Annotated in this window: 26 protein-coding genes and 1 pseudogene; 18 read left to right on the forward strand and 9 right to left on the reverse strand. The window is 44.2% G+C overall.

Going from position 1 to position 21,480, the window contains the following annotated elements; translation table 11 throughout:
• Window positions 1-209: 209 nt before the first annotated feature.
• The gene (locus JOE25_RS03845; RefSeq protein ID WP_209632799.1) at window positions 210-1,295 is read right to left on the reverse strand and encodes a tyrosine-type recombinase/integrase; all 1,086 of its coding nucleotides are present in this window, start codon (window positions 1,293-1,295) and stop codon (window positions 210-212) included.
• Window positions 1,264-1,539: an excisionase gene (locus tag JOE25_RS03850; RefSeq protein ID WP_209632800.1), complete on the reverse strand. Its 276-nt coding sequence runs from the start codon at window positions 1,537-1,539 to the stop codon at window positions 1,264-1,266. The genes JOE25_RS03845 and JOE25_RS03850 overlap by 32 nt, the downstream gene beginning before the upstream one ends.
• A gap of 132 nt (window positions 1,540-1,671) precedes the next feature.
• On the opposite strand from JOE25_RS03850, the gene JOE25_RS03855 reads away from it, so the two are divergent.
• Window positions 1,672-2,370 carry an SOS response-associated peptidase family protein gene (locus tag JOE25_RS03855; protein ID WP_209632801.1) on the forward strand — a complete coding sequence of 233 codons (699 nt, stop codon included), beginning with the start codon at window positions 1,672-1,674 and terminating at the stop codon, window positions 2,368-2,370.
• 2 nt (window positions 2,371-2,372) lie between these two features.
• Here the strand turns inward: JOE25_RS03855 and umuC are convergent, their stop codons facing one another.
• From umuC to JOE25_RS03885, 6 genes and pseudogenes are all read right to left on the reverse strand, one after another.
• Window positions 2,373-3,641 carry a translesion error-prone DNA polymerase V subunit UmuC gene (umuC, locus tag JOE25_RS03860; RefSeq protein ID WP_209632802.1) on the reverse strand — a complete coding sequence of 423 codons (1,269 nt, stop codon included), beginning with the start codon at window positions 3,639-3,641 and terminating at the stop codon, window positions 2,373-2,375.
• Window positions 3,641-4,063 carry a translesion error-prone DNA polymerase V autoproteolytic subunit gene (gene umuD, locus JOE25_RS03865; protein ID WP_209632803.1) on the reverse strand — a complete coding sequence of 141 codons (423 nt, stop codon included), beginning with the start codon at window positions 4,061-4,063 and terminating at the stop codon, window positions 3,641-3,643. The genes umuC and umuD overlap by 1 nt, the downstream gene beginning before the upstream one ends.
• Window positions 4,064-4,248: 185 nt before the next feature.
• On the reverse strand, window positions 4,249-4,536 hold the full coding sequence (locus JOE25_RS03870; protein WP_209632804.1) for a hypothetical protein: 288 nt from the start codon (window positions 4,534-4,536) through the stop codon (window positions 4,249-4,251).
• A gap of 12 nt (window positions 4,537-4,548) precedes the next feature.
• Entirely contained in the window at window positions 4,549-4,791 is a 243-nt protein-coding gene (locus tag JOE25_RS03875) for a transcription factor (protein ID WP_209632805.1), read from the reverse strand.
• A 300-nt stretch (window positions 4,792-5,091) separates the two neighbouring features.
• A pseudogene (locus tag JOE25_RS03880) lies at window positions 5,092-5,399 on the reverse strand (hypothetical protein).
• Entirely contained in the window at window positions 5,396-5,578 is a 183-nt protein-coding gene (locus JOE25_RS03885) for a hypothetical protein (protein ID WP_209632806.1), read from the reverse strand. The pseudogene JOE25_RS03880 and the gene JOE25_RS03885 overlap by 4 nt, the downstream one beginning before the upstream one ends.
• A 219-nt stretch (window positions 5,579-5,797) precedes the next feature.
• Here JOE25_RS03885 and JOE25_RS26540 point away from each other — a divergent pair, with 219 nt between their 5' ends.
• The 15 genes from JOE25_RS26540 (at window position 5,798) to JOE25_RS03965 (ending at window position 17,790) form a co-directional block, all read left to right on the forward strand.
• Window positions 5,798-6,010 carry a DUF1367 family protein gene (locus JOE25_RS26540; RefSeq protein ID WP_245209688.1) on the forward strand — a complete coding sequence of 71 codons (213 nt, stop codon included), beginning with the start codon at window positions 5,798-5,800 and terminating at the stop codon, window positions 6,008-6,010.
• Window positions 6,011-6,106: 96 nt separating this feature from the next.
• On the forward strand, window positions 6,107-7,279 hold the full coding sequence (locus JOE25_RS03895) for a hypothetical protein (protein ID WP_209632807.1): 1,173 nt from the start codon (window positions 6,107-6,109) through the stop codon (window positions 7,277-7,279).
• Between the two features lie 38 nt (window positions 7,280-7,317).
• Window positions 7,318-7,566, forward strand: coding sequence for a DUF1364 domain-containing protein (locus JOE25_RS03900; RefSeq protein WP_209632808.1), 249 nt, complete (start codon window positions 7,318-7,320; stop codon window positions 7,564-7,566).
• Window positions 7,567-7,646: 80 nt separating this feature from the next.
• Entirely contained in the window at window positions 7,647-8,240 is a 594-nt protein-coding gene (locus JOE25_RS03905) for a hypothetical protein (protein ID WP_209632809.1), read from the forward strand.
• Entirely contained in the window at window positions 8,224-8,670 is a 447-nt protein-coding gene (locus JOE25_RS03910; protein WP_245209689.1) for a VRR-NUC domain-containing protein, read from the forward strand. The genes JOE25_RS03905 and JOE25_RS03910 overlap by 17 nt, the downstream gene beginning before the upstream one ends.
• Before the next feature lie 53 nt (window positions 8,671-8,723).
• Complete coding sequence (locus tag JOE25_RS03915; RefSeq protein ID WP_209632810.1) at window positions 8,724-9,509, forward strand: hypothetical protein; 786 nt, start codon at window positions 8,724-8,726, stop codon at window positions 9,507-9,509.
• A gap of 79 nt (window positions 9,510-9,588) precedes the next feature.
• Complete coding sequence (locus tag JOE25_RS03920; protein WP_209632811.1) at window positions 9,589-10,371, forward strand: toll/interleukin-1 receptor domain-containing protein; 783 nt, start codon at window positions 9,589-9,591, stop codon at window positions 10,369-10,371.
• 119 nt (window positions 10,372-10,490) lie between these two features.
• Window positions 10,491-11,123, forward strand: coding sequence for a TIGR02642 family protein (locus tag JOE25_RS26665; RefSeq protein ID WP_314591984.1), 633 nt, complete (start codon window positions 10,491-10,493; stop codon window positions 11,121-11,123).
• A 332-nt stretch (window positions 11,124-11,455) separates the two neighbouring features.
• A complete protein-coding gene (locus JOE25_RS03935; protein WP_209632812.1) occupies window positions 11,456-11,632 on the forward strand; it encodes a hypothetical protein in 177 nt (58 codons plus the stop codon).
• A gap of 84 nt (window positions 11,633-11,716) precedes the next feature.
• Window positions 11,717-13,420, forward strand: coding sequence for a hypothetical protein (locus tag JOE25_RS03940; RefSeq protein ID WP_209632813.1), 1,704 nt, complete (start codon window positions 11,717-11,719; stop codon window positions 13,418-13,420).
• A 116-nt stretch (window positions 13,421-13,536) separates the two neighbouring features.
• Window positions 13,537-13,788, forward strand: coding sequence for a hypothetical protein (locus tag JOE25_RS03945; protein ID WP_209632814.1), 252 nt, complete (start codon window positions 13,537-13,539; stop codon window positions 13,786-13,788).
• Window positions 13,778-14,608, forward strand: coding sequence for a hypothetical protein (locus JOE25_RS03950; RefSeq protein ID WP_245209690.1), 831 nt, complete (start codon window positions 13,778-13,780; stop codon window positions 14,606-14,608). The genes JOE25_RS03945 and JOE25_RS03950 overlap by 11 nt, the downstream gene beginning before the upstream one ends.
• A gap of 30 nt (window positions 14,609-14,638) precedes the next feature.
• Entirely contained in the window at window positions 14,639-16,735 is a 2,097-nt protein-coding gene (locus JOE25_RS03955) for an LPD38 domain-containing protein (RefSeq protein ID WP_245209691.1), read from the forward strand.
• A 173-nt stretch (window positions 16,736-16,908) separates the two neighbouring features.
• On the forward strand, window positions 16,909-17,511 hold the full coding sequence (locus tag JOE25_RS03960; protein WP_209632815.1) for a GNAT family N-acetyltransferase: 603 nt from the start codon (window positions 16,909-16,911) through the stop codon (window positions 17,509-17,511).
• A gap of 27 nt (window positions 17,512-17,538) precedes the next feature.
• Entirely contained in the window at window positions 17,539-17,790 is a 252-nt protein-coding gene (locus JOE25_RS03965) for a hypothetical protein (RefSeq protein WP_197765855.1), read from the forward strand.
• Window positions 17,791-18,926: 1,136 nt separating this feature from the next.
• Here JOE25_RS03965 and JOE25_RS03970 read toward each other — a convergent pair.
• Window positions 18,927-19,463 carry a DUF4136 domain-containing protein gene (locus JOE25_RS03970; protein WP_245209692.1) on the reverse strand — a complete coding sequence of 179 codons (537 nt, stop codon included), beginning with the start codon at window positions 19,461-19,463 and terminating at the stop codon, window positions 18,927-18,929.
• Window positions 19,464-19,708: 245 nt separating this feature from the next.
• Between JOE25_RS03970 and JOE25_RS03975 the strand changes: the two genes are divergently transcribed.
• Both JOE25_RS03975 and fabV read left to right on the forward strand, forming a co-directional pair.
• Entirely contained in the window at window positions 19,709-20,059 is a 351-nt protein-coding gene (locus JOE25_RS03975; protein WP_209632816.1) for a DUF4377 domain-containing protein, read from the forward strand.
• Window positions 20,060-20,278: 219 nt separating this feature from the next.
• Complete coding sequence (fabV, locus tag JOE25_RS03980; protein ID WP_209632817.1) at window positions 20,279-21,478, forward strand: enoyl-ACP reductase FabV; 1,200 nt, start codon at window positions 20,279-20,281, stop codon at window positions 21,476-21,478.
• Window positions 21,479-21,480 lie beyond the last annotated feature (2 nt).

Genomic DNA, 21,480 nt, shown 5'->3' on the forward strand with positions numbered 1-21,480 from the left:
AGCGCGGTAAGCTACTCTTAAAGTGCACGGCTGAACAAGCTTTGCACAAAATGCCAACTTTTAGCGCACGGCTCTCTCCCAAGAGCCATTTCCCTAGACCGAATATAGGAATCGTATTCGGTCTTTTTTTGTGTGCTTGATTTATAAGGTAAAATTTCACCCACCCACGAAAATACACGAAATTTCCACGAAATCCTATATCCGGTCTTTTAGACAAATACGTATTCCTTTCCCCTGGGATCGAGATATTTCTTCGTCATGAGAGCTGATTTGTGGCCCAATAGGCGCTGCGCAAACTCTTCCCCTTTTTCCATACTGTATAGCCGTGACGCGAGACTGCGGATCTCGTGAAATGTTGGTGGATTGTCACCAAGATCCAACGTTGAGGTATTCCTGGCTTTCACAAACGCTTTGGTTAAAGCGTCAGGGTGCAACGATGTATCACCTTTCTTAGAACGCCGCGTGATGTTGATAATGTAGTTTGAAGCATGCGAGGCTCGGCAGCGCTCTATTACATCCCCCAAGCGAAGATTTGCCGCTTCAAGATGTGGGCTTAAAGGGATGGCAATGCGCATACCTGTTTTACCCTGTTCGACATGCAGTCGATCGTCGGTGATGTCTGTAAAACGCATGAGAACAACATCCTCTCGCCTTTGGCCGGTGATAAGTGCTATCTCCATGGCAAATCCCACCCATTGAGGTTGCTCACTCGCTGCTAAATATATTTTTGTGTACTCATCATAGTTTAGACGTTCACGCTTAACTTTAATGCGAGGGGCTCTAGTTGCTTCCACAGGATTTGTTTTTATTCTACCTTCCACGATTGCCTCCCTAAATATATCCGATAGAACTGAACGCATTGCCGTTGACATTGATTTTTTACCCTGAGAGTTAAATGACTCCAAATACTCAGCTATCTGGCGAGTGTCTATTTCTGGCAGCAGACAGTTGCCCATTAGTGACCTAATGATTTTTAACTGGTTAGTTCGAATTTTTATAGTGTTTGGTTTTAACTCTCTCCGGCTAAGTATTACCTCGTACCTATCTAGCCACGCATTAAGTGTTGAAATGTCTTTACGGCTTTTAAGGCGATCTATGAGTGCGTTAGGCAGATAGTTTTGCTCAAGGTAGTTGTTCGCTTCGATTGCCTGTGCAATGGCATCCTTTCTTGCAATTTGCCCCAAGGGAAGCTCTCGCTGCGTGATAGGGTGGCGCCAGTAGAACGATTTATACTTCTTACGATAAGTGAGATTCTTAGGTAAGTTAGCGTCGTATTTTTCTGGTCTTTTCGCCATTGATTATTCTCTCTATCAGCGTTGGAACTTCTATTGCTCCGGTTTTCTGCAATGCCCTGGCAAGATTAAATGACTTGGGTTGTATATAAATCGCATTCGGTTTCACCCGATATTCTCGCCCATGCTTTTCCGGCGCCGGGTAAATGTTGCCACTACGAGCCCAGCGGCGTAATGTTTTTATTGATGGCTGTTTGCTCTCATAGGTTTTTTCACTCCATTCTTCTAGTGTGAGTAACTTTGTCATTATATTCTCCTCAAAAGAGAAGGGCGTAACACTGTTACGCCCTTATTATGGTTTATCTAATGTGATTAGGAAGGGGCTATGGTCGATCGCGTGTGGGCTATACTTTGCCTATTATCGCAATGAGGTTTTTGTATGTGTGGTCGATTTGCCCAAGTACAAACAAGGGCTGACTATCTCGATGATTTGGCTTCTGAGCCCGAGTATGCAGATGCTCTGGATACTGTGCCTATTGGCCGCTATAACGTAGCGCCTGGTACCCATGTACTGCTCATCAATCAGCGCGATACCCTGCTCCATATGGATCCGGTTCTATGGGGATATGGCCCTGATTGGTGGCTTGAGATGAAGCGCCCGCCCGTAATCAATGCTCGTGTCGAAACGGCGGCAGGGAGCCGGATGTTTAAGCCGTTGTGGGAGCATGGCCGCATGCTGGTTGCAGCCGATGGCTGGTACGAATGGAAGAAGTCACCAGATGATCCGAAGAAGAAACAGCCGTACTTTATCCACGCTGGTGGGCCGATATTCTTTGCGGCTATCAGTCGATTTCATACCAGAGAGGCTGAGCAGAACGACGACGGCTTTGTCATAGTAACGGCGGCAAGTGATTCCGGGTTGTTGGATATTCACGATCGGCGGCCGGTAGTTTTGCCGCCGGCGGCTGCCCGCGAATGGCTAAACCCCGATACCTCTTCTGCGCGTGCCGAAGAGCTCGCCACTAGCGGCGCCACCCCTGCCGATAAATTCTCGTGGTATCCGGTTTCAAGGGCCGTTGGCAGCATTAGGAACGACAGCGCGGATCTCATAAAGCCGATCGATAATCCGCTGCTGTGATGTCAATACACGCGGGCGCGTGGAAGGTCTGACACCCGTGTTGTATATGCCGGCGAAAGCAACTCCCGCTTCATAGACCATGCTTGGTGATTACCCTGGCCGGCAAACCAGACCTTCGCACGTCCGGACTTGTTGATGTGGTCTAAAACCGTCATCAGCCGTTCGCTATTAGGTCGTGGCTGGAATTCATCAAACAGATTCAACTGGGCAATGCCTTGCGAGTAGAAATCCTGCAGCATAACGCCTGCTTTCTGATACCGGTGACCCGGTTGCCAGATGGCATCCAGACACCGAATAGCCGCGGCGATAATGTCCCGGGTATCTTGCGTCGGGGTGATGAGCTTGATGCTTGCCGTATTGCCGTAATACTCCTCGTTGATCGAGAACGGACTGGTTTTAACCCATGCATTGATATACCGGCAGTATTGGCGCTCTTCACGCAGTTTCTCCGCCGCGCGCGTCGCGTACATGCAGATCGCTTGATGCATTGCATCATATTCAGTGATGCAGTCACCGAACGACCTACTGCAAATAATTTGCTGTTTCGTCGGGGCGAACTCCTCAAGCGAAAGGCATGGCTCACCACGAAGTTCACGCACGGTGCGCTCAATCACGACACTAAAATTTTTGCGGATCATCGTCGTACTTGCATCAGCTAACTGCAGCGCTGTTTCTATCCCCATGAGCTGCAGTTTTTTCGATATCCGTCGGCCAATGCCCCAGACCTCCGCCGTTGGCACTAACGCCATTAATTTTCGCTGGCGTTCATGGTTAGACAAATCAACCACGCCCCCGGTTTGAAGCCATTTTTTAGCTGCGTAATTTGCCAATTTCGCGAGGGTTTTGGTTTGGGCAATTCCGACGCCCACCGTCAAGCCGGTATCGCGCAGCACTTTTGCGCGTACTTTGCTGCCGAAAGTTTCCAAAGCGATGCAGTTTCTGACCCCTGTCAAATCGAGAAAACTTTCGTCAATTGAATAAATTTCGACACGTGGCGCCATCTCTTCGAGCACAGACATCACGCGCATCGACATATCGGCATACAACTCGTAGTTGCTGCTGAATGCGATGCCACCGGCACGCTCAAAGTTTCGCTTAATTTGGAAATAGGGTTCTCCCATTTTGATCCCTAACTGCTTAGCTTCCTTGCTGCGAGCAACAACGCAACCATCGTTATTGGATAGAACAACTACGGGGCGGCCACGCAGGTCGGGCCGCCACAGCGTTTCGCAGCTTGCATAGAAGCTGTTTACATCTGCCAGGGCATACATTATTTCAGCCTTGTGATCGTTGAGACGACAACACCGACGATATCCAGATCTTCGCCGCCATCTGGCAGGGGGATCGGTTTGAACTTCGGGTTCATGGGCTCAAGCTGAGCGACGGGGTGCAGGCAAAGGCGCTTGACGGTGAATTCACCCGCGATGCTTGCGATCACTATGTCACCGTGGCATGCACCGATACTGCGATCGACAACGAGCATGGAACCATCGGTGATCCCGGCTTCGAGCATGCTTTCCCCGGACGCAATCAGAAAGTAGGTCGCTGACGGGTGACTAATGCAGTAGTCGTTGAGATCGATCCGTGCGTGCACGTAGTCCTGTGCTGGGCTGGGAAAGCCTGCTGGGACAGTGTCGTAGTAGAGCGGAGTGAACTGTTTCTCGGGTGTTGGTGTTGGGAAGAAGTGTTTCATGGTGCATTTCTCTATACTGTTTTTATATACAGTATTATCCCATTTTAGACGTTGCAACCATTAAGAAAGGGCGGGATAGAACGATCTAAAGCTATCCATTTGTTGAGCAAGATGATCCTCTCGGAATAATTTTACTTCGCTAGCTGGGGATACACACAAGCCGTGAGTCAGTCTCTTAAGTAAGGTCAAAAAGCCGGTACAGGTTTTTTGGTTTTTATAATCAACTCAATATCTTCGTCTTTTAGGCTAGCGCTACCATCGTCTTGAGTTGCTAAGTAATAGGTGTTTCCATTCACACTTGTAAATTCTGATATAGAAAAAGACTCATATAGATCAATTGGTTCAACAGGATCTTTACTTTCAGTATTACGTCGTCTTACAAGATTACCTGTGATGAAGGTAGCTATACCGTCTTGCATAGTACCAGACAAGATGCTTCCTTTATGACCAGCACCATAGACAATAAAATCCATAATCCTTCCTCCTTATATTTTGTTTACATCTAAACCAGCCTTGACCAACCTATCAACAATGTTGCGCATTTTGCCAATTTCAGCAGTATATGTTATTGATATTCCTAGTTCTTCACATATTGCTTTTCGGTCAATACTAGATAAATCTTGAGCATATTTGAGGAACTGGAGATGTAGTTCAGCCGTTTTTTCACCAAGCGGAGCTTTGCTTCTGGCGGATTTTATTGCTTTGTAGATTTCTTGTTCTTTCGTCATAACTTACTCCTTTATAAGAAAATTAAAGCTTGAAATGGCTACGTCGGTAGGTACAATATAACCACAGTTTTTTCTTCTTAGGCAATCATAAGGAGGCTAATTTTGGCCAAATTTTTGAATTGCTCCGCGGAACCTGTTTAGCTTTTTAAAGGTTCCCCTTCCCGGGGAAGATATCAAAAGAAGTACAGAGAAGGGGGCGCGAAAGCGTTCGTCAGCAAACTGGGCGCCGGAGAAATCCGGCGTTTTAATTTGTCCAGTTACATCATGACGGATATTTTACGAATTTGCCGTTCAGTCGTTTCAACAGTCAATTTCGCATTCAATGTTCTCGTCGATTTCAATATTTGATGCTTCTTCATTGAGTGTATCTCGGGCCTAACTCTACAACTGCTGAACCAACAGCTAAATTCTGGTGACCAGCCGTCGATCCCGTATTCGACCTTTGCGTTGTGTTCCGCCATTTCCGACACCATGCAATCGGCGGTAATGACAGCGGTACGCCGGATGTAGCTTTTGAGGTCTCGTTTGCGCCAGCACGGAGAAAGCTTGGAATCGCAGAGCGGTTCTTTCCAGCGCTGGATGCGGTGCCCTTTCAGTGTTTTGCTCATTGTTCCATCCCCGGTATCAGTGCTACGGTCTCGACCGGTTGGCAGGCGTAATCCGCTGTGGGCAACTTTTGATCTTCGATATCGAGATGACAGTTCACCTCGTCTGGGTATACCACGCCTTCAAAGCGGTAACACTCAGGCTGCCCGCTCAGGCAGAGCAGGAAGAAAAGTCCGTACATAGGGATCCTTAGCCGCGCTGGTATGCAGCGAGAGGGGAGTTAGTAGAGGTAATTTCCGATGGAGATGGATTTGATACCGAGCTTCTCAGCGATGTGGCGGGGGCGAACAACATCACTAAGCTGATTGCCGACAGAGTGCTGCAGCGTGTTGCTGCGCAGCGCCAGCGCCGCTTTGACGCTGAAGCCGTGAAAACAACGGAGGCTTAGCTCAATCACGTCATGGTGAAGGCCGGTTTCTATGACTTAGTCGCCAATCCGGATGGCGGAACGCTAAAACAGCGTTGGAGCATTACCTTCGTCAATATGAGCCAGGAGAAATTCGACAAGGTTTATAGCGGAGTCACCGGTGTCATCTGGAACGAGACGCTGCAGCAGCATTTCACCGATGAACGTGAGATGGATTTGCTAATTAGTCGGTTATTATACTTCTAAGTTCAAACGTTGAATGATATATTTACGAATGTGGATTTGTATAATTTTATTTTTTTTCTAGTAATCTTATGTTATTACCAGTTGATTGGATAAAAAATGGATGCTTTTGATGATTTTCTAAAAAACCTAAAAAATATTCTTACTAGTGTTGAGGATATGTGTTCAAAAAAATTATCACAGGATGAAATAAATGATGTCGTAGCTGTGCTCTCTGGTCGAAAAGATAATGTTCCAGATGATGCTCTGTTTTATACTTATTTTTTGTATTGTGGTAGAGTGCTGTCATTGTTATATGAGGCTCGCCCTTCAGTATTTGCGAGGCAAATGGAGTTCACAAGAATAAGCGTTAATAGTGAAAATTATGAATTGAATTCCGAGCTGTTAGAAAAAAATCCAATAAATGTCTTGTTTTATATGGTAATGATACTGGTTGAGTATTTTTCATTTACGGCAAATTCATCTTTAAATGAAACCTCTCGAACTAAGGATTACATTGAGTGTTTGCCTTCGATACAAAGCAGAATAAGTGAAATAAGCTTGATTGCCAATGATATATTTGGCTGGACTGGCATAAGGCTTAGCTATCTTGGTTTTGTTTTGATAGCGGACATAAATAGATATAAAATATCAAAAATTTCTGATGAATATAAACGGCTCGAAGATTCGAATATTAAGAAGTTGCTCGAAGACACCGTGAAGGCTGAGAGAAGTGTTAAAGAGTGCTTGAATAATCAGAGTGCATTTTTACAAGAGATCTCTATTGTAAATGATAAGCTGTCTGAACATAAGTCACAATTTAAATTTGTTGAATTAGGTGCTGCTTTCGAAAGTATGAGGAAGATAAAAGGTAATGAGAAGAACTATGCTTATGTTCGATTGTGGTTGGTATTAATCGCGCTGTTAAGTATACCAGTAATTCTTATTTTTTATCATGAGATTCCTGGTGAAGTTAAATGGAAAGATTTTCTATTTTATATTCCATTCGTAACATTGGAAATATTGCTATTTTATATAATGAGGTTGTTCTATTTGGAAGTCGGTTCAATTAAAGCTCAGATGCTTCAGATCGACATGAGGTTAAGTCTTTGTGAGTTTATTAAGAGTTATATTGAGACGAGAGAGAAAAATACAAACTCGGCTGATTCATGGGCGAGTTTCGAGAGCTTAATATTTAGTCCGATTCAAATGAAATCTGAAAATATACCATCAGTTTTAGATGGAGCTAATGCTGTCGCAGAGGTTTTAGGCAAGGTTATGCCAAAAAAATAGGTTTTCATGATGGCTTAGGTGATGTAGAGAAAGTAGTTATGAGAAAATCACCAGCATTTAGAAATAGAGCCCTGCGCGATTCAGCACGGGGCCGCTGCTGCACGCTGCTGGTCCCTGGCATTTGCAATGGGAACCCGGAAACAACGGTTCTTTGTCACCTCCCCAGTAGCACCCACGGCATGGGATACAAGAGCGATGATTACTTTGCTGTGTTTGGCTGTTCCAGTTGTCATGACGTTATTGATGGTCGGATACCGTATGACTGGCAGCCAGGCGAACTGGAGTAAACTTATCTGCATGCACTTCATCAAACGTTAAGAATATGGTTTGATATGGAGATACTTTATTTGAATAGGGATAACAAGTAGTGAATATTGAAACAATTATAGTTAGCGCACTAATAAGTATCGTTATTGCGTGGTTAACTATGAGACTTGCGTTATACAGATTTTATCGTGAGAAATGGTGGGATAAAAAAGCAACTGCATATCTTGAACTAATTGATGTCCTTTATGATTTTAAAAAAGATTATGAGATAGTGTATCAAAGTGCATTTGCTGAGAGATTTTTAGATCAAGACCCTAATCTTGCTTTCGATATTCTGAGTAGTGAAAAAGAGAAAAATTTTTGGATTAGAACGGAGGGTACACACGAGAAACTCAGTAAGATAATAGGGTTGGGACCATTAATATTTACTGAGGCAGCGTTAGAAAAACTTTCTGCATTTGACGAGCGAGGAGAAGAAGTAGCTAAGGCTTTTAATGATGATGAATTTGATAAATTAGATGCATATCAAGAGATAAGTGATAGTGCAGATAAGTTATATGATGACTTCAAAAACATTGCTCTTGTAGAGTTAAAGCTAAAGCCTAGGCATAAAGTTATATTAGAAAATGTCTGGGGTTGGATGCGTATTCAATATGTTCGCGCTAAAGATGATTACAATGCAAATTTTAAATAGCATTGACGCTATTTTAGCCGTAGGAACTAAAGCGAAGCTGGAAGTCCGCGGCGGGAAAATCAAGAAAGTGCGACGCCAGCCAGAGCTGGAGGAGCAAGCGGCGTTGATTGAATGGGCAGATAAAACGGTTATCGATGACATACGGATCGGGGATTACCTGATCCATATCCCCAATGAGGGAAAACGCGGGCCAAAGGCGGCAAGGGATGCGAAACGACTTGGGCTAAGGGCTGGGGTTCCTGATTTATTTCTGGCGCTGCCACGTGGAGGCTACGCGGGGTTGTGGATTGAGATGAAGTCAACAGAAGGGACCGAAACTAAAGAGCAAAAAGATTGGCGAAATAATTTGTGCAGTGCAGGGTACAAATCATCGGTATGTTTTGGGTATGATATGGCAGTGCAGTGTATTACAGATTATTTAGTTGAGTGATACTTAGCTATGAAATAATAACAGAATCATTAAAATAACAACAGAAGGCCTACATGAGCGAAAGCAACAACTTAGTCAACATATGCTATGAGGGGACTTCCGGCTCTAGCGATATTAGAACTTGTTATATTGAAGGGATTTTGCACTTCTCTCTTAAGGATATTCTTATAGTTCTAAATAAAGAGAATAGAGAGTTGGGTGATAGTAATCCGACAAGACACATACCTACTTTAATTAAATCTCTGATAGTAGATCTTGATACGGATGAGTACACCCCCATGCCTGCGGATAAAGCGGCATTTGATGAAGATAGGGAACTATTCGTTACTCAGCCAGGTTTAAACAGAATAATGGGGAATGATAAATCCAAAGCGGGGAGAAAATTCCAACGTTGGTTATATCATGAAGTTGTTCCATCATTGACGAAGCATGGTTTCTATCCGCCGCCACAAGCACCTCAAGGTTCTGCCTTATCGCAAACTGCGGAAATTATGGCGCAAAATGCTCGAGTATTGGCAGATACAATTCGTCGTCAAGATGAGTTGGAGCAGGTTGTTTCTGGCGTGAAAAGTGAAATTAAAGATGTTGCGAGTAGAGTGCAAAAACTTGAAGGCGAGTCAGATTCTGAATTTATTTCAACAGTTAGGCAATGGTTTGAAAAAAATAATTTAGACTTATCATCTGAAGATGAGTTGTCTGTTGTTGCATGGTGTGAAAAATTAAGTATTCAGGATGCAAAGCCTCAACAGCCTTGTCCTTCAGGCGAAAGGATTCGCACTAAATTCTATCAGATTGTAATTGAGAAAGCGAAATTAATGTTGGAAAACAGGCGGACTTAAAAATATTTTTATTATAATTTTATTTTTGTTTGGTTGTGATTAATTAGATGATGATGTCTTGAATTAAAAAGGTGATTGCATGTCAACGAGACTCTTTTTAAGTTGGTCGGGGGAACGCAGTAAGTTAGTAGCAGATCTTCTCGATGAGTGGGTTCAATGTGTATTACAAGCTTGCGAACCTTGGATGTCAAGTAAGGATATCGATAGAGGAGCTTTGTGGTTTACAGAAATTGCAAGTCAACTCCACACATCAACTCTCGGCGTGGTCTGTCTTACAAAAGAAAACAAGGAAAAACCATGGATTCTATTCGAGGCAGGCGCATTGGCAAAAGGACTTTCTTCTAGCCGAGTTTGCGTTTTTCTAGTTGACCTTGATCCAACAGATGTTGGAAACCCACTGGCTCAGTTTAATCATACGCTCCCAAATAAAGAGGGTGTGTATAGTTTAATTCGAACAATAAACTCATCATTGGGTGAGTTGATGTTGAAGGATCATGTGCTGGATAAAGTATTTGAAACGTATTGGCCGCAGTTTGAGCACGAATTCAATGAGGTAATTACTAGTACTCCAGATGCAGGTCAAGTTGCTGAACGTACAGAAAGTGATATCCTTAGTGAGGTTTTACAAACTTTAAGGTCTGTTGACAGAAGGGTTAGGGAACTTGAAAAACCAAAGAGTAGTGTTTTTAAATTTTCTTCTTCGGACGAAAATTCAAAGTCAAGTGACCCATACATAAAGAGTATAAATAAAATTATTTCATCCATGAGCCAGGAAGAACTCAAGGACTACATTAAAACTAACGGAAATACAGTTTTAAATGTAAAGTTTAAAAGCGATAGCCTAGATGAGGGTAAAGAATAATTATCTAAATTTAAAATTAATAAATTTATGAGTTTTTTGTAATTATAACTACACACCCTATTTATTTATATAAATGTCTATAAAATGAGTCCTGTGAACAAATCACAGGACTGACCAAAATGACCAACGCAATAGAACAACTCATAAAAATGCACGATCCGCGTTGTGTAAGTGCGGAGTCAATGAATGTAGGTCGTGGGCGTACCTCACTGACCAGGGAGCAGATTCTCGGAGCATTCGCCGCCGCGCAGCACCAGCATTCAGTCGGCCTTGACCTGCTGATGACGAAGTACCGCAACGAATTCAAGGCGGAACAGCGGCTACGCGCAGCGATCAATAAATGGGTGAATCAGCGCCCGCATCCCGAGCGCGCGGCTGCTGCATGTCAGTTAGCCCTGAGTATGGTACTCGAGCGTAAGCTCCAACAGGTTGCGCTGTTTACTGCAGCGAACCGCAACCGCTCATTCGTGAACGTGCTGACTGAGCAGCAGGAAGCGCCGAAGGCCGTTAACCCGGACAAGAAAGGCAGCATGCAGACCAGCTTTACTGCGCCTGTCGTCCGCATTACCGATCTGCAAAAACAGAAGGGTGATGAAGTTGATATGCAGATCGTCCATAAGCTGAGCAAGCGTCCGACCAGAGGACATGCAGGGCTTCCAGTTATGGAAATCCAAGAAGCAGGATGGCACTACTCCAGCAGCACCTGCCGCCACAACTCCACAGGGCTAGGCGCCGTCACAACTGCCCGATAATTCGTTTGCTGCAGGGTATCTGAGAGAGATGCGTCAGCAGTCGCAGCGGCAACAACAGTAAACATCAGGCGATGCATAAGCGTATTTAAATACTGCGCTTTTGCATTTTACGGTCATTTATTGGCGTATCCATCTGTTTTATTTGAATTAATTAGGTTGTAAATTATTGTTTCCTTAATGGTTAAGGATGCTTGCCATTGCTGAAACAACAAACTTTTCCGTAGTGTCGTTGACAGGAATGCAATAAAATAATACTGTGTTTACATACAGTTAATTGAAAAAAATCACTTAGATTCAGATTGATATGTTAAACCTCTGCTGGGGAGATTTTTGTGACACTGGGCAATGAAGATGCATTAGCCAGCTTAGCTGCACTTTTGGAATTACTTACACACTGCGATGAAGATACGAAAATTGAAACCGTGCAGACAACTGCGTTGCTCGGGTGGACTTTATTACAGCAAATAACTTTAGGAAATAAACAACCAATGAACTCTAAGTTAAAGTAGAGGGCTATTGTTGACGATTTTAAAATCGAGAGGTAATGTATATAATTATTTTAACTTAGAAAATAGATATTTTGAGATATAATTATGAGTGAAATAGTTTCAAGAATTAAACGTTTGCTGAGTGATGATTCCGTAATGCCTATGTATCTTATGACTGGGGATTGGGGAAGTGGAAAAACGTACTTTATAAAAAACACATTAACTGAAGAAATTAAAAGTGAAGGAAAAAATATAAAGTATTTGTCTGCATATGGGATTGAATCACTGTCTGATTTTAGAGATAAATATCTTTCAGTATTCATTACAGGTGAGGAAAGTTCGGCTTCATTTGGCGGGAGTGCACTCGACACCGCTTTAAGTATTTCATCGGAAATAGATAGTAAAGCTTCAGGTGTTTTTTCCTCGTTGGTGAAAGGATTTGGTGGAGTAGCAAAAAAAATAGCGATTAATAACTTGCCAAAATCAGTTGTAATCATAGATGATATAGAAAGAATAAAAGATAAAGATTTAATAAGTAAAGTTTTAGGTGAGCTGTTAAGCTTTGCTGAAGCTGGTAAGACAGATATTATCGTTGTATCCAACACAGATAAGTTAAGCGAGAATGTTGACGACATAGAGAAAGTATTCTCCGAGGTGATTACATTTAATCTCGGGTTTAAAGAGTCTATAGGAATAGCATTTGAGAAAAGTAATCTTAAGATAAAAGAGTTTGATGAAATCCTTAATTTATCTGTGTTGTTAAATGCAACTAATCTTCGCGTTTCTATAAAGGCAGCTAGACGGTTCAATGAAGTAATACAGAAAGTGTTATTGTGTTCAGAGATTAATCATGAATTAGCAAGAATTATTTTACTTAAAGCTATATTTATAATATGTCATGGTCATTATTCATTTTCATTTGATAAAAACAAAATAATTAAGTTATTTAATGTGTTCGACGGGAAGGATTTAACGGGAAATGAAAAGGTCATCCACTCAATAGTTAAAAATAACATTAGAACACCACCAGATGATTTAGTGTCTTATTGCTGTGGTTTGGGTTGCGATATTTTAGACCTTAATATCATCGACTATTTGCCAGTGTTAAATAAACCTGAGGATTACTTATCAAGTTGGCAGGATTTTTCTTTGAATGATGAAGAGTATATTAAGGCAGTGGATATATCAAAGGAGTACTTGTTCGGCGAGGGGGTTAAAGACCCAAATAAATGGGTGCGCCTGGCTGAGTTTATATATTACAAGGGTAAGAATGGGTACTTTGAAATTCCGGAGGGGACGGTAGATAAGTATATAGAACGTCTTCTTTTCGTAGTTGATAACGGTATCTTTGATAAAATAAGTAGGTTTTCAGAAATATATATATCACATAGTGTATGTGATGATATGAGACCGGTTTGTGAAAGGTTAATTACTAGGTTAAATAAAGACAGGGACAGATATAGTGTTGAGGTTCTAAAGGAAAGAATGAAAGCTTCATTCTCTTTAGTGAAAGTTGAATTAACTAGCGACTACTCTATTAAACCTATTTTAAATGAGATCGGAGCTGAGTTTGTTTTTGACTGTATAAAATCCTGGGGATATGAAGATTTATTCTCCATGCAACCATTTCTTAGAGCAAGGTATAATCCTGGAAATATAATGGATTACTTGTCTGATGAGGTTGTTTTTTTGAGCGAGTTACGCTATCTAATATTTAATTATAAAGCGTCACTAGAGAATGGTAGGAGTAAAGGTTATCTCAATGATATATGTGATGTCATAATTATTATTTTAAGAAATATTAATTAGTAAAGAAAATTTAAATATAGGTTTATTTTTTATTGTATTGATGTAAGTATGGGAATGATGCCAAGCCTCGCTCTAACCAGCGGGGCTTTTTTTATGCCTAAATTCTGGAGCCTCAAATGGCCTACGATCCGCAACAACAGCGACCTGAAGAGCAAGCATTAAACAACAACCGCGAAGCGCTGAACATCAGGCAGCCAGGTGAAATTGGCAGCACTGGTTTTGACTGGGAGCAGGTGCGTAAAGCGCGCGAGGCCTCCGGCCGAAAATCGATAGTTCCCGATCCAAGTGTAGGTATAAAAGATTTGGGACTATCAGCAGTATCCGCGCCATTTGACGCCGTTAGCGGCTTAACTCAGTTTGCTACCTGAACTCATTGCCGATCCGGTCGCGGTGATGCGATCTGCCACTGAGGGGGATGCTATCGTCTCATTGGTTGAGGCCAAGGATGTTTACGGTAACCCAGTGATTGCAGCCATTCATCTTAATGGGAAGGGCGCTGGGTTTGCTGAGATCAACAAGATTGCGAGCGTTTACGGGAAGGACAATAACGTAGCGTTACAGCGTCAGTTGGATAACAACCTGCTGTACCTGAATAATGGAAAAGCCGCTAAGTGGCTTCATGCAGTCGGGCTCCAATTGCCCGAGGCGAACACCCTTAGCGGCTCAAGTAAAAATATACTCTCTCCAGATGATATCCGCAAGAACACCGCGCTGTACTCCCGTACTGGTGAAGCCGCTATGGACGAGATCACCAACAGAAAAATGGGGTTCAACGTCGAAAAAGGGAAGGTCGAAAAGGCCAAAGACTTTTACGGCATGGTGAAGTCGAAGGACAGAACGGAGCTGAAAAGCTGGCTGCAGGAAATGGGCCGAAAACTGAACACCAAAACCTTCGACGGTATGGCACCGCTCAAGTATGCGGAAGACGCTGATGGCAAATCAGATGCCCGATCATCGGCATACATTGGCGCGCGTATGGCTGCCGGCGCTGGTTCAGTCACTGCGGCCACTCTGGAACATGGCCTGCCTAAATACAATAAAGCTGATGGTGTTGTAGAGCGGCAAGCGGGAACAGGTAAAGAGGATTCACTTATGGGTATTCTTGATGCCCTGGGTAATCATCGCGAAAACTTCCTGAAATGGATTGCCGGCCACCGGTCTGAGCGCCTGATGGCTGAAGGGAAATAAAACAACTTTACGGCTGACGAGATCGCCTACATGAAAGGGCTGAGTAAGGGCAATGAAACGCTGTTCGATGCCCAGAAGAAGAAATATGACGCCTTCATTAAGTCGATTCTGGATCTGCAGCAGGATATGGGCCTTATTGATCCGGAGAGTCGAGCCAACTGGGAAAGCGCCTGGTATCTGCCGTATTACCGTGAGGCGGAAGACGGCGAAGTGAAGGGGCCGTGGAGTACGAGGGGCATCGCCAACCAAAGCAGTACCGTCCGCAAGCTGAAAGGTAGCGAACTGACGATCAAGGATCCGATTGAGAACTTGTTCAACTACGTGGCCAAGTCAGTGGACGCATCGATGAAGAACGAGGCGATGCGCCGCGCCGTGGTTAACCTGGTTGACACCAACATGCTGGAGGTGATCGAGTCACCGAACAAAATGGACTTCGAGCGGATCGGCAAGGATGTGGTGAGGGTATTTACCGACGGTAAAGAGCAACTGGTGCAAGTTAATGACCCTGAACTTTACCGTGCATTCACCATGATCGACTTGGAGCGAAGCAGTTCTGCATTTATGAAAGCGGCGCGCCAAGCGAAGAAGGTGCTGACGATCGGCACAACCAGCATGCCGGACTTCATCATCCGTAACTTCTTGCGTGACTCCCTCCATTCGTGGGCTATTAATAAAGACGGTTTTAAGGCCGGTATTGATTCTTTCTCCGGGTTTAAAAAAGCACTTAAAACCGATGATAGTCTTATCGATATGATGTTCGCCGGCGCTACGTTTGGTGGCGGATATTCCAACGTCTATGATCCAGCTTCAACTGCGTGCTCAATCCGTGGCGTGCTGCGCTGTAAAGGGTATACCGACAGCCAGATTAAAGAGTTCGAGTCGTCCATTGTTAAAAGTGGCAACGATGTCATGGATAAATTGGGATCTGGGCTTGAAAAGTATCGTCACCTCAGTGAGGCGGCGGAGAACGCCAACCGTCTGGCCACGTATGAGGCGGCAATAAAATCGGGTAAGGGGAAGGCACAGGCGGCATTTGAATCGCGTGATTTGATGGACTTCAGCATGATGGGTGACAGCAAGATCATGATTAACCTCAGTGACATGTTGCCGTTCTTTAACGCCCGCATGCAGGGGTTGAGTAAGTTGGGCAGGGCGATTAAAGAGGATCCGCAATCGGTTCTCAAACGAGGTGGCATGATTACCGCCGCTTCACTGGCACTGCTGGCGCTTAACTGGGATGACAAGCGCTATGAAGAATTGCCAGACTGGGATAAAGACACCTATTGGCATTTCTTCCTTCCAGGTGGGCTACATGTGCGCTTACCTAAGCCGTTTGAGATAGGACTTTTGTTCGGTACGTTGCCGGAGCGGCTTGTTCGAACTTTCGGTGGACAAGATACCCCAGGTAAATTTGGTAAGCTGGTGGCCCACAACTTCATGGAGACAATGGCCTTCAACCCAATCCCACAGGTAGCAATGCCGATCGCCGAGGCGTATGTGAATTACGACTTCTTCAAAGGTGGGCCGATTGAGAACATGGCGGACAGCAACCTGATTGCTGGTGCCAGATATAACGACCAAACCAGCCTGCTGATGCGTGAAATCGGTGAAGCCACAAACTTATCCCCGAAGATGCTGGATCACATCATTCAGGGATATACCGGCAGCCTGGGCGCGTATGTTATGGGGGCGACCAATATTATGATGCGTGGCATGCAGGGTAATGGAGAAACGGCGTCTATGCGACTGGACGAAATGCCGGTAATTAAATCTCTTTTGCGCGGTTATGGTGATGATCCGGCAAAGTCTACTCAGTTCAGTGAGGACTTCTACCAGATGATGACGCAGGTGAATCAGATCAGTAGCACCATCAATTCTTACCGGAAGCAGGGGCGAATTGAAGATGCTCAAGAGCTGCAGGCGGAAAACAGGGAAAAGCTGTCACAACGGAAGGTGTTAACGGCGACGCAGACAGAGATCCGCCAGTTGAATAACCGGATTGAGCTGGTGCGTATTGATCGTATTCTGACGGCAGAGCAGAAAAGGGAAAGGGTTGACCGCTTTATGGCTCAACGAAACAAACTGGTGCAACAGGCGGTAGAAAGGGTGAATCCATATTTCAATTAGTGATGAAGCGTGCATTCCAGTTAGATAAAGGGTTGAGCTAACGTTGGTTCTGACATTTAACTTTTTAGCAGCATACAATAAGCACGACTCACAGATGTGACTTGTTTTTCTTTACTTTCCCTTGTTATGGAATGATGATGGTTTGATGAAAAATAACGTTAAGGTATCAATAGATGATTGACTTACCTGACAACAAAGAGCGTCAAGAGCAATTTATAGCGATCATTTTGTTGAATGAAGCCCGAGGCATGATGTCTGATCTCTCGGTTCAACCAGGACTGATGTTCGCTTTTATGGAAATAACAGAGGAAGAATATGAGAGCTGCCTGAATTATATATGCAGAATATTATTTGCTTGCTATAGAAATGGTGAGCTGAAATTCATAATTAACTGTACTGGTCAGAAATTAAACGGATACGCACTGATTTTCGAACATCCTGATCCATCGTATTCATGGTATTGCCACAAGATTTATGTTTTTGAAGAATTTCGTAATCAAGGGATTGGTAAAATATTGATTAATGGGCTGCTGGATGAATCACAAAATATTACTTTGTTATGCAATCCTAGTCTTGTTTCGTTCTATGAAAAATCAGGAATGAAATTCGCTGGGACGTATAAAATACCAGAAGATACAGTTGATTTTGAATTTACAAAAGAAATGTATAACGGATTAGCGATAATGAATGGAACAGGTGTGTCTGGACCAGCACCCATTTTCATGTTAAATGACAATGATGTAAAGAAAATGTTGTCGATTATTGGTAAGATATAATTCACTCTAGAGTGATAAGGAATCTAAATGGAAGATACACTAGAAAAATATTACGCTAGTTTTACGGAGAAATCGCTTAAGGAACTTCATGAGGGGGCGACCCGTGCTTACGATAATGATCGCAATTTGACTCCGCAACAAAAAGATAGTGCCAGATACTTCGGTAGTCCTTTTGCTTATTATGGCACTGATGAAGAAAAAGACTGGCCTGAACATGTGGAAGCAATTGAGAATGTTATGAAAGAGAAGGGTATTTCATTTACAAGAATAATTCGCTAGCTTGGCGGTTAACAGTTATCAAGTGCTGGCGTGAAAGGTATTGGCGTTGACTACTATTATGTCCAGTGCCTATACCTTTGTTATCACATTTTGTAATAAATGTGTTTTTATCCCATCAATAAACGTGAACGTATGCCCGAATGTGTCAATATGGATAAATTGGTTTTTTAAATAAAAACGTCTTCGAAACGCGTGGGCGTTTTATTTAATTAAGAATTTATAAAAATTAAGAAGGATTCCATGCGGAAATAGTAATGCTCAAACTATGCACACTATTCATATCAAACTACGATCGGATTTAATTGGTTTTTTTAGTACAAATTCAGGTCATATAAAGACTGAATACCGAATTATTTTGGGGTGTTTATTGATGAGTCTAGTAAGGTTATGTTCAGTTCATGTTTGCTTTATAGCATTCTATAGGCCGATAATTGATCCTTATTTTAGAGACTGACAGATAGCAGCGAAGATGAACAAAATAGTGATAAAACCAACGATTCCAATGATGATACTGGTATTGCTATTCAGTTCCATTCGGCCTTTCCCTGCTAGTATATAGACAGGAATGAGGAAGGGGATGCAGAACGCTGGGTGTATCATCACCATGACGGCGGCAAGAATTAGGCAAATAGTGAAGGCAGTTGAGGTCATTTTTCTTCCGAATTATCCACGAATATAAACGAAATATCAGGTAAATGTATGATCTTTAAGGGCCAGCATGGAGCGTGTTAAGCTGTTTTTTTGATGTAAAAATCATGCATTTAATTGATTTTAAAGGGAAATATACATTTTTAGCGGCTTTAGGAATCGCATTCGGTTTTTTTGTTTATCGTTTTAAAACAGTGAGCTACACCTAAATAAATCACTTATCCCACTTCCTGTTCTACCGTATTACCCCCTTTTTCTACCTGTGTAGTCACTCCCTTGGCCGAATTTGGCTAGCGGGTTTAATGCAATGCGTCTTACCAACGGTCCGTCGCGAAATGGGCGTAGCGCATCGTTACCCTGATACCCGAGAGGCAAGCAGTGCGTGACGTAGGCAAGGGGAGTGAGGCCATGCGTGGGATGCATTAAGCCCTACTGACCGAAATAGGGCTTGCCGTTCTGGCAGAAACTTTCTGTATTATTGATGACTATCAGCGGGCAGCCGCTCCGGCCTTAAAAGGATAGACGGCAAACAAGGCGGTCACCGCCTGCTGAATCTGGGCCTGGGTGGCGGGTTGTCCGTCGGAACTGAGCGTATTGCTGGCTGAACCGCGCCAAACCAATTGTTTTCTCTTGCTGTCCACCAGATCAACCGTCAGCGTACCTTCGGTATAGCTCCAGATGCTTTGATTATAACCCCCCCAGCCAGCATAACCTCTGCGGCCAACCGGCACGGGAGTATCGTTCACCTGCACTTTGTTTTCTTTCATTGTGCTGCTGTAGACCAATAAATCAGGGGTTGCGCTGGGTTGATAACCGCGCAGCTCCATCTGTTGTTTAAGCGCGCTTTGAATGTATTTACCGGTCAAGGTTTGGTATTGCCCCGCGTTTTCGGTGGCAAAACCGTAGGTATGATATTGGGTGAAGTTAGCGCTGTGGTCGTAGTCACTGGTCACTTTAGGTTGACTGGCACAGCCCGACAAGAAAGCCACCGAGCTCGCGATGAAAACATAAGAAAGTAAACGCATAGAAAACCCCTTTGGGATTATTGATTTCATAACGTTAGACGCAGAAGCTGCGGTTGGCAAATGGCGAGCTGACGTCATTTTTGCTGCAGCACAAGGCAAAAAGAGAGCAGGTTCACTATTGCTAATTTGTTCCGCTACAGTCAGTGGACATACGCAACCTATTCGCAATTCGGAACACGCTGATGGCGTTGGTAGCAGTCGTTTTGTTATTATCGCCGCACCTAAAGACTTAATGGTGTAGTACATTGAGAATCAAAGCGTTGTTATTGGTTGCCCTGGCCGGTTTGGCTGGCTGCAGCCAGGAGGGAGCGACAGTGAACCAACCCGTGAAGAAAGACGGAGACCATACGGAAGTGTTGCTGGTTAACAGCGCGCTGGTCAATTGTACGGGCGTTGCCCCAATGAAGTGCATGCAAGTGCGCCATTCCGCACAAGAGCCGTGGGGCTTGTTCTATACCGGGATTGACGGTTTTACTTTTGAACCGGGCTACAACTATCGCCTAAAAGTGCAGGTGACGGAGGTGGAAAACCCGCCTGCTGATGCCTCTTCACTGCGTTATACGCTGCTCGAGCAGTTGGAAAAGAACAAAGCCTGATTGGTTTTTAACGGGCCGGGCGCGCAATTGCCTGGCCTTGAGGCCCACCCTTAATTCCTCGCGCTTATCCCCATTTTCCTGTCACATGGGCAAGATTTTCACCGCTGCAACTGGTCTGTTCACTGTACTTGTTGCGATTCTGTCATGCGCCCAGCTTAAGTATATTGAGAAAATCAGGTATATTGTCCTTCGGTTTTTAGCTACCAAGAAAAAATTACTATGATTATCAAACCTAAAATTCGTGGTTTTATCTGCACTACCGCTCATCCGGCAGGTTGTGAAGCCAATGTCCGTGAGCAAATCGCCTACGTTAAATCACGTGGCGAACTGAAAAACGGGCCGAAAAAAGTGCTGGTGATCGGTGCTTCCACCGGTTACGGCTTGGCGTCACGTATCAATGCCGCATTCGGCAGCGGTGCGGCCACCATCGGCGTATTTTTTGAAAAGCCAGGCAGTGAAGGTAAAACCGGTTCTGCCGGTTGGTACAACTCTGCTGGTTTTGACAAGGCAGCTAAAGAAGAAGGCCTGTACGCGAAGAGCGTTAACGGCGATGCGTTCTCCAATGAATGCCGCCAAACGGTTATCGATCTGATCAAACAGGACCTGGGCCAGATTGATATGGTGGTTTACTCGCTGGCTTCGCCGGTGCGTAAAATGCCAGAAACCGGTGAAGTGGTGCGCTCTGCGCTGAAACCTATCGGCGAACCGTACAAATCTGTAGCACTGGACACCAACAAAGACGTGCTGGTTGAAGCCGTGGTTGAACCGGCCAACGAGCAAGAAATTGCTGATACCGTCAAAGTGATGGGCGGTCAGGACTGGCAGCTGTGGATGGACGCACTGGAAGACGCCGGCGTGCTGGCAGACAACGTGCAGGCAGTGGCTTACTCCTACATTGGTACTGACCTGACCTGGCCAATCTACTGGCACGGTACCTTGGGTAAAGCAAAAGAAGATCTGGATCGCGCAGCTCAGGCTATCGATCAGAAACTGAAAGCCAAAGGCGGCGCGGCTTATGTTGCCGTATTGAAGTCAGTGGTGACTCAGGCTTCTTCCGCTATCCCGGTAATGCCGCTGTATATCTCTATTGTGTTCAAAATCATGAAGGCACAAGGGATCCACGAAGGTTGCATCGAGCAGATCCAGCGCCTGTTCGCCACCAAGCTGTACAGTGGCACGGCACCGGATACCGATGAGCAGCACCGTCTGCGTCTGGACGACTGGGAACTGCGCGACGACGTGCAGAACACCTGCCGTGAAATCTGGGCACAGATCAATGACAGCAACATCAATGAGCTGACCGATTACCTGGGTTATAAGGCTGAGTTCCTGCGCCTGTTCGGTTTTGGTCTGCAAGGCGTTGATTACGACGCTGACCTGAGCGGTGAAGTTAAGTTTGATGTGGTTGAGTTAGTCTAAGC

It is taken from the genome of Serratia sp. PL17 (genome assembly GCF_017832355.1).
Lineage (GTDB): Bacteria > Pseudomonadota > Gammaproteobacteria > Enterobacterales > Enterobacteriaceae > Serratia.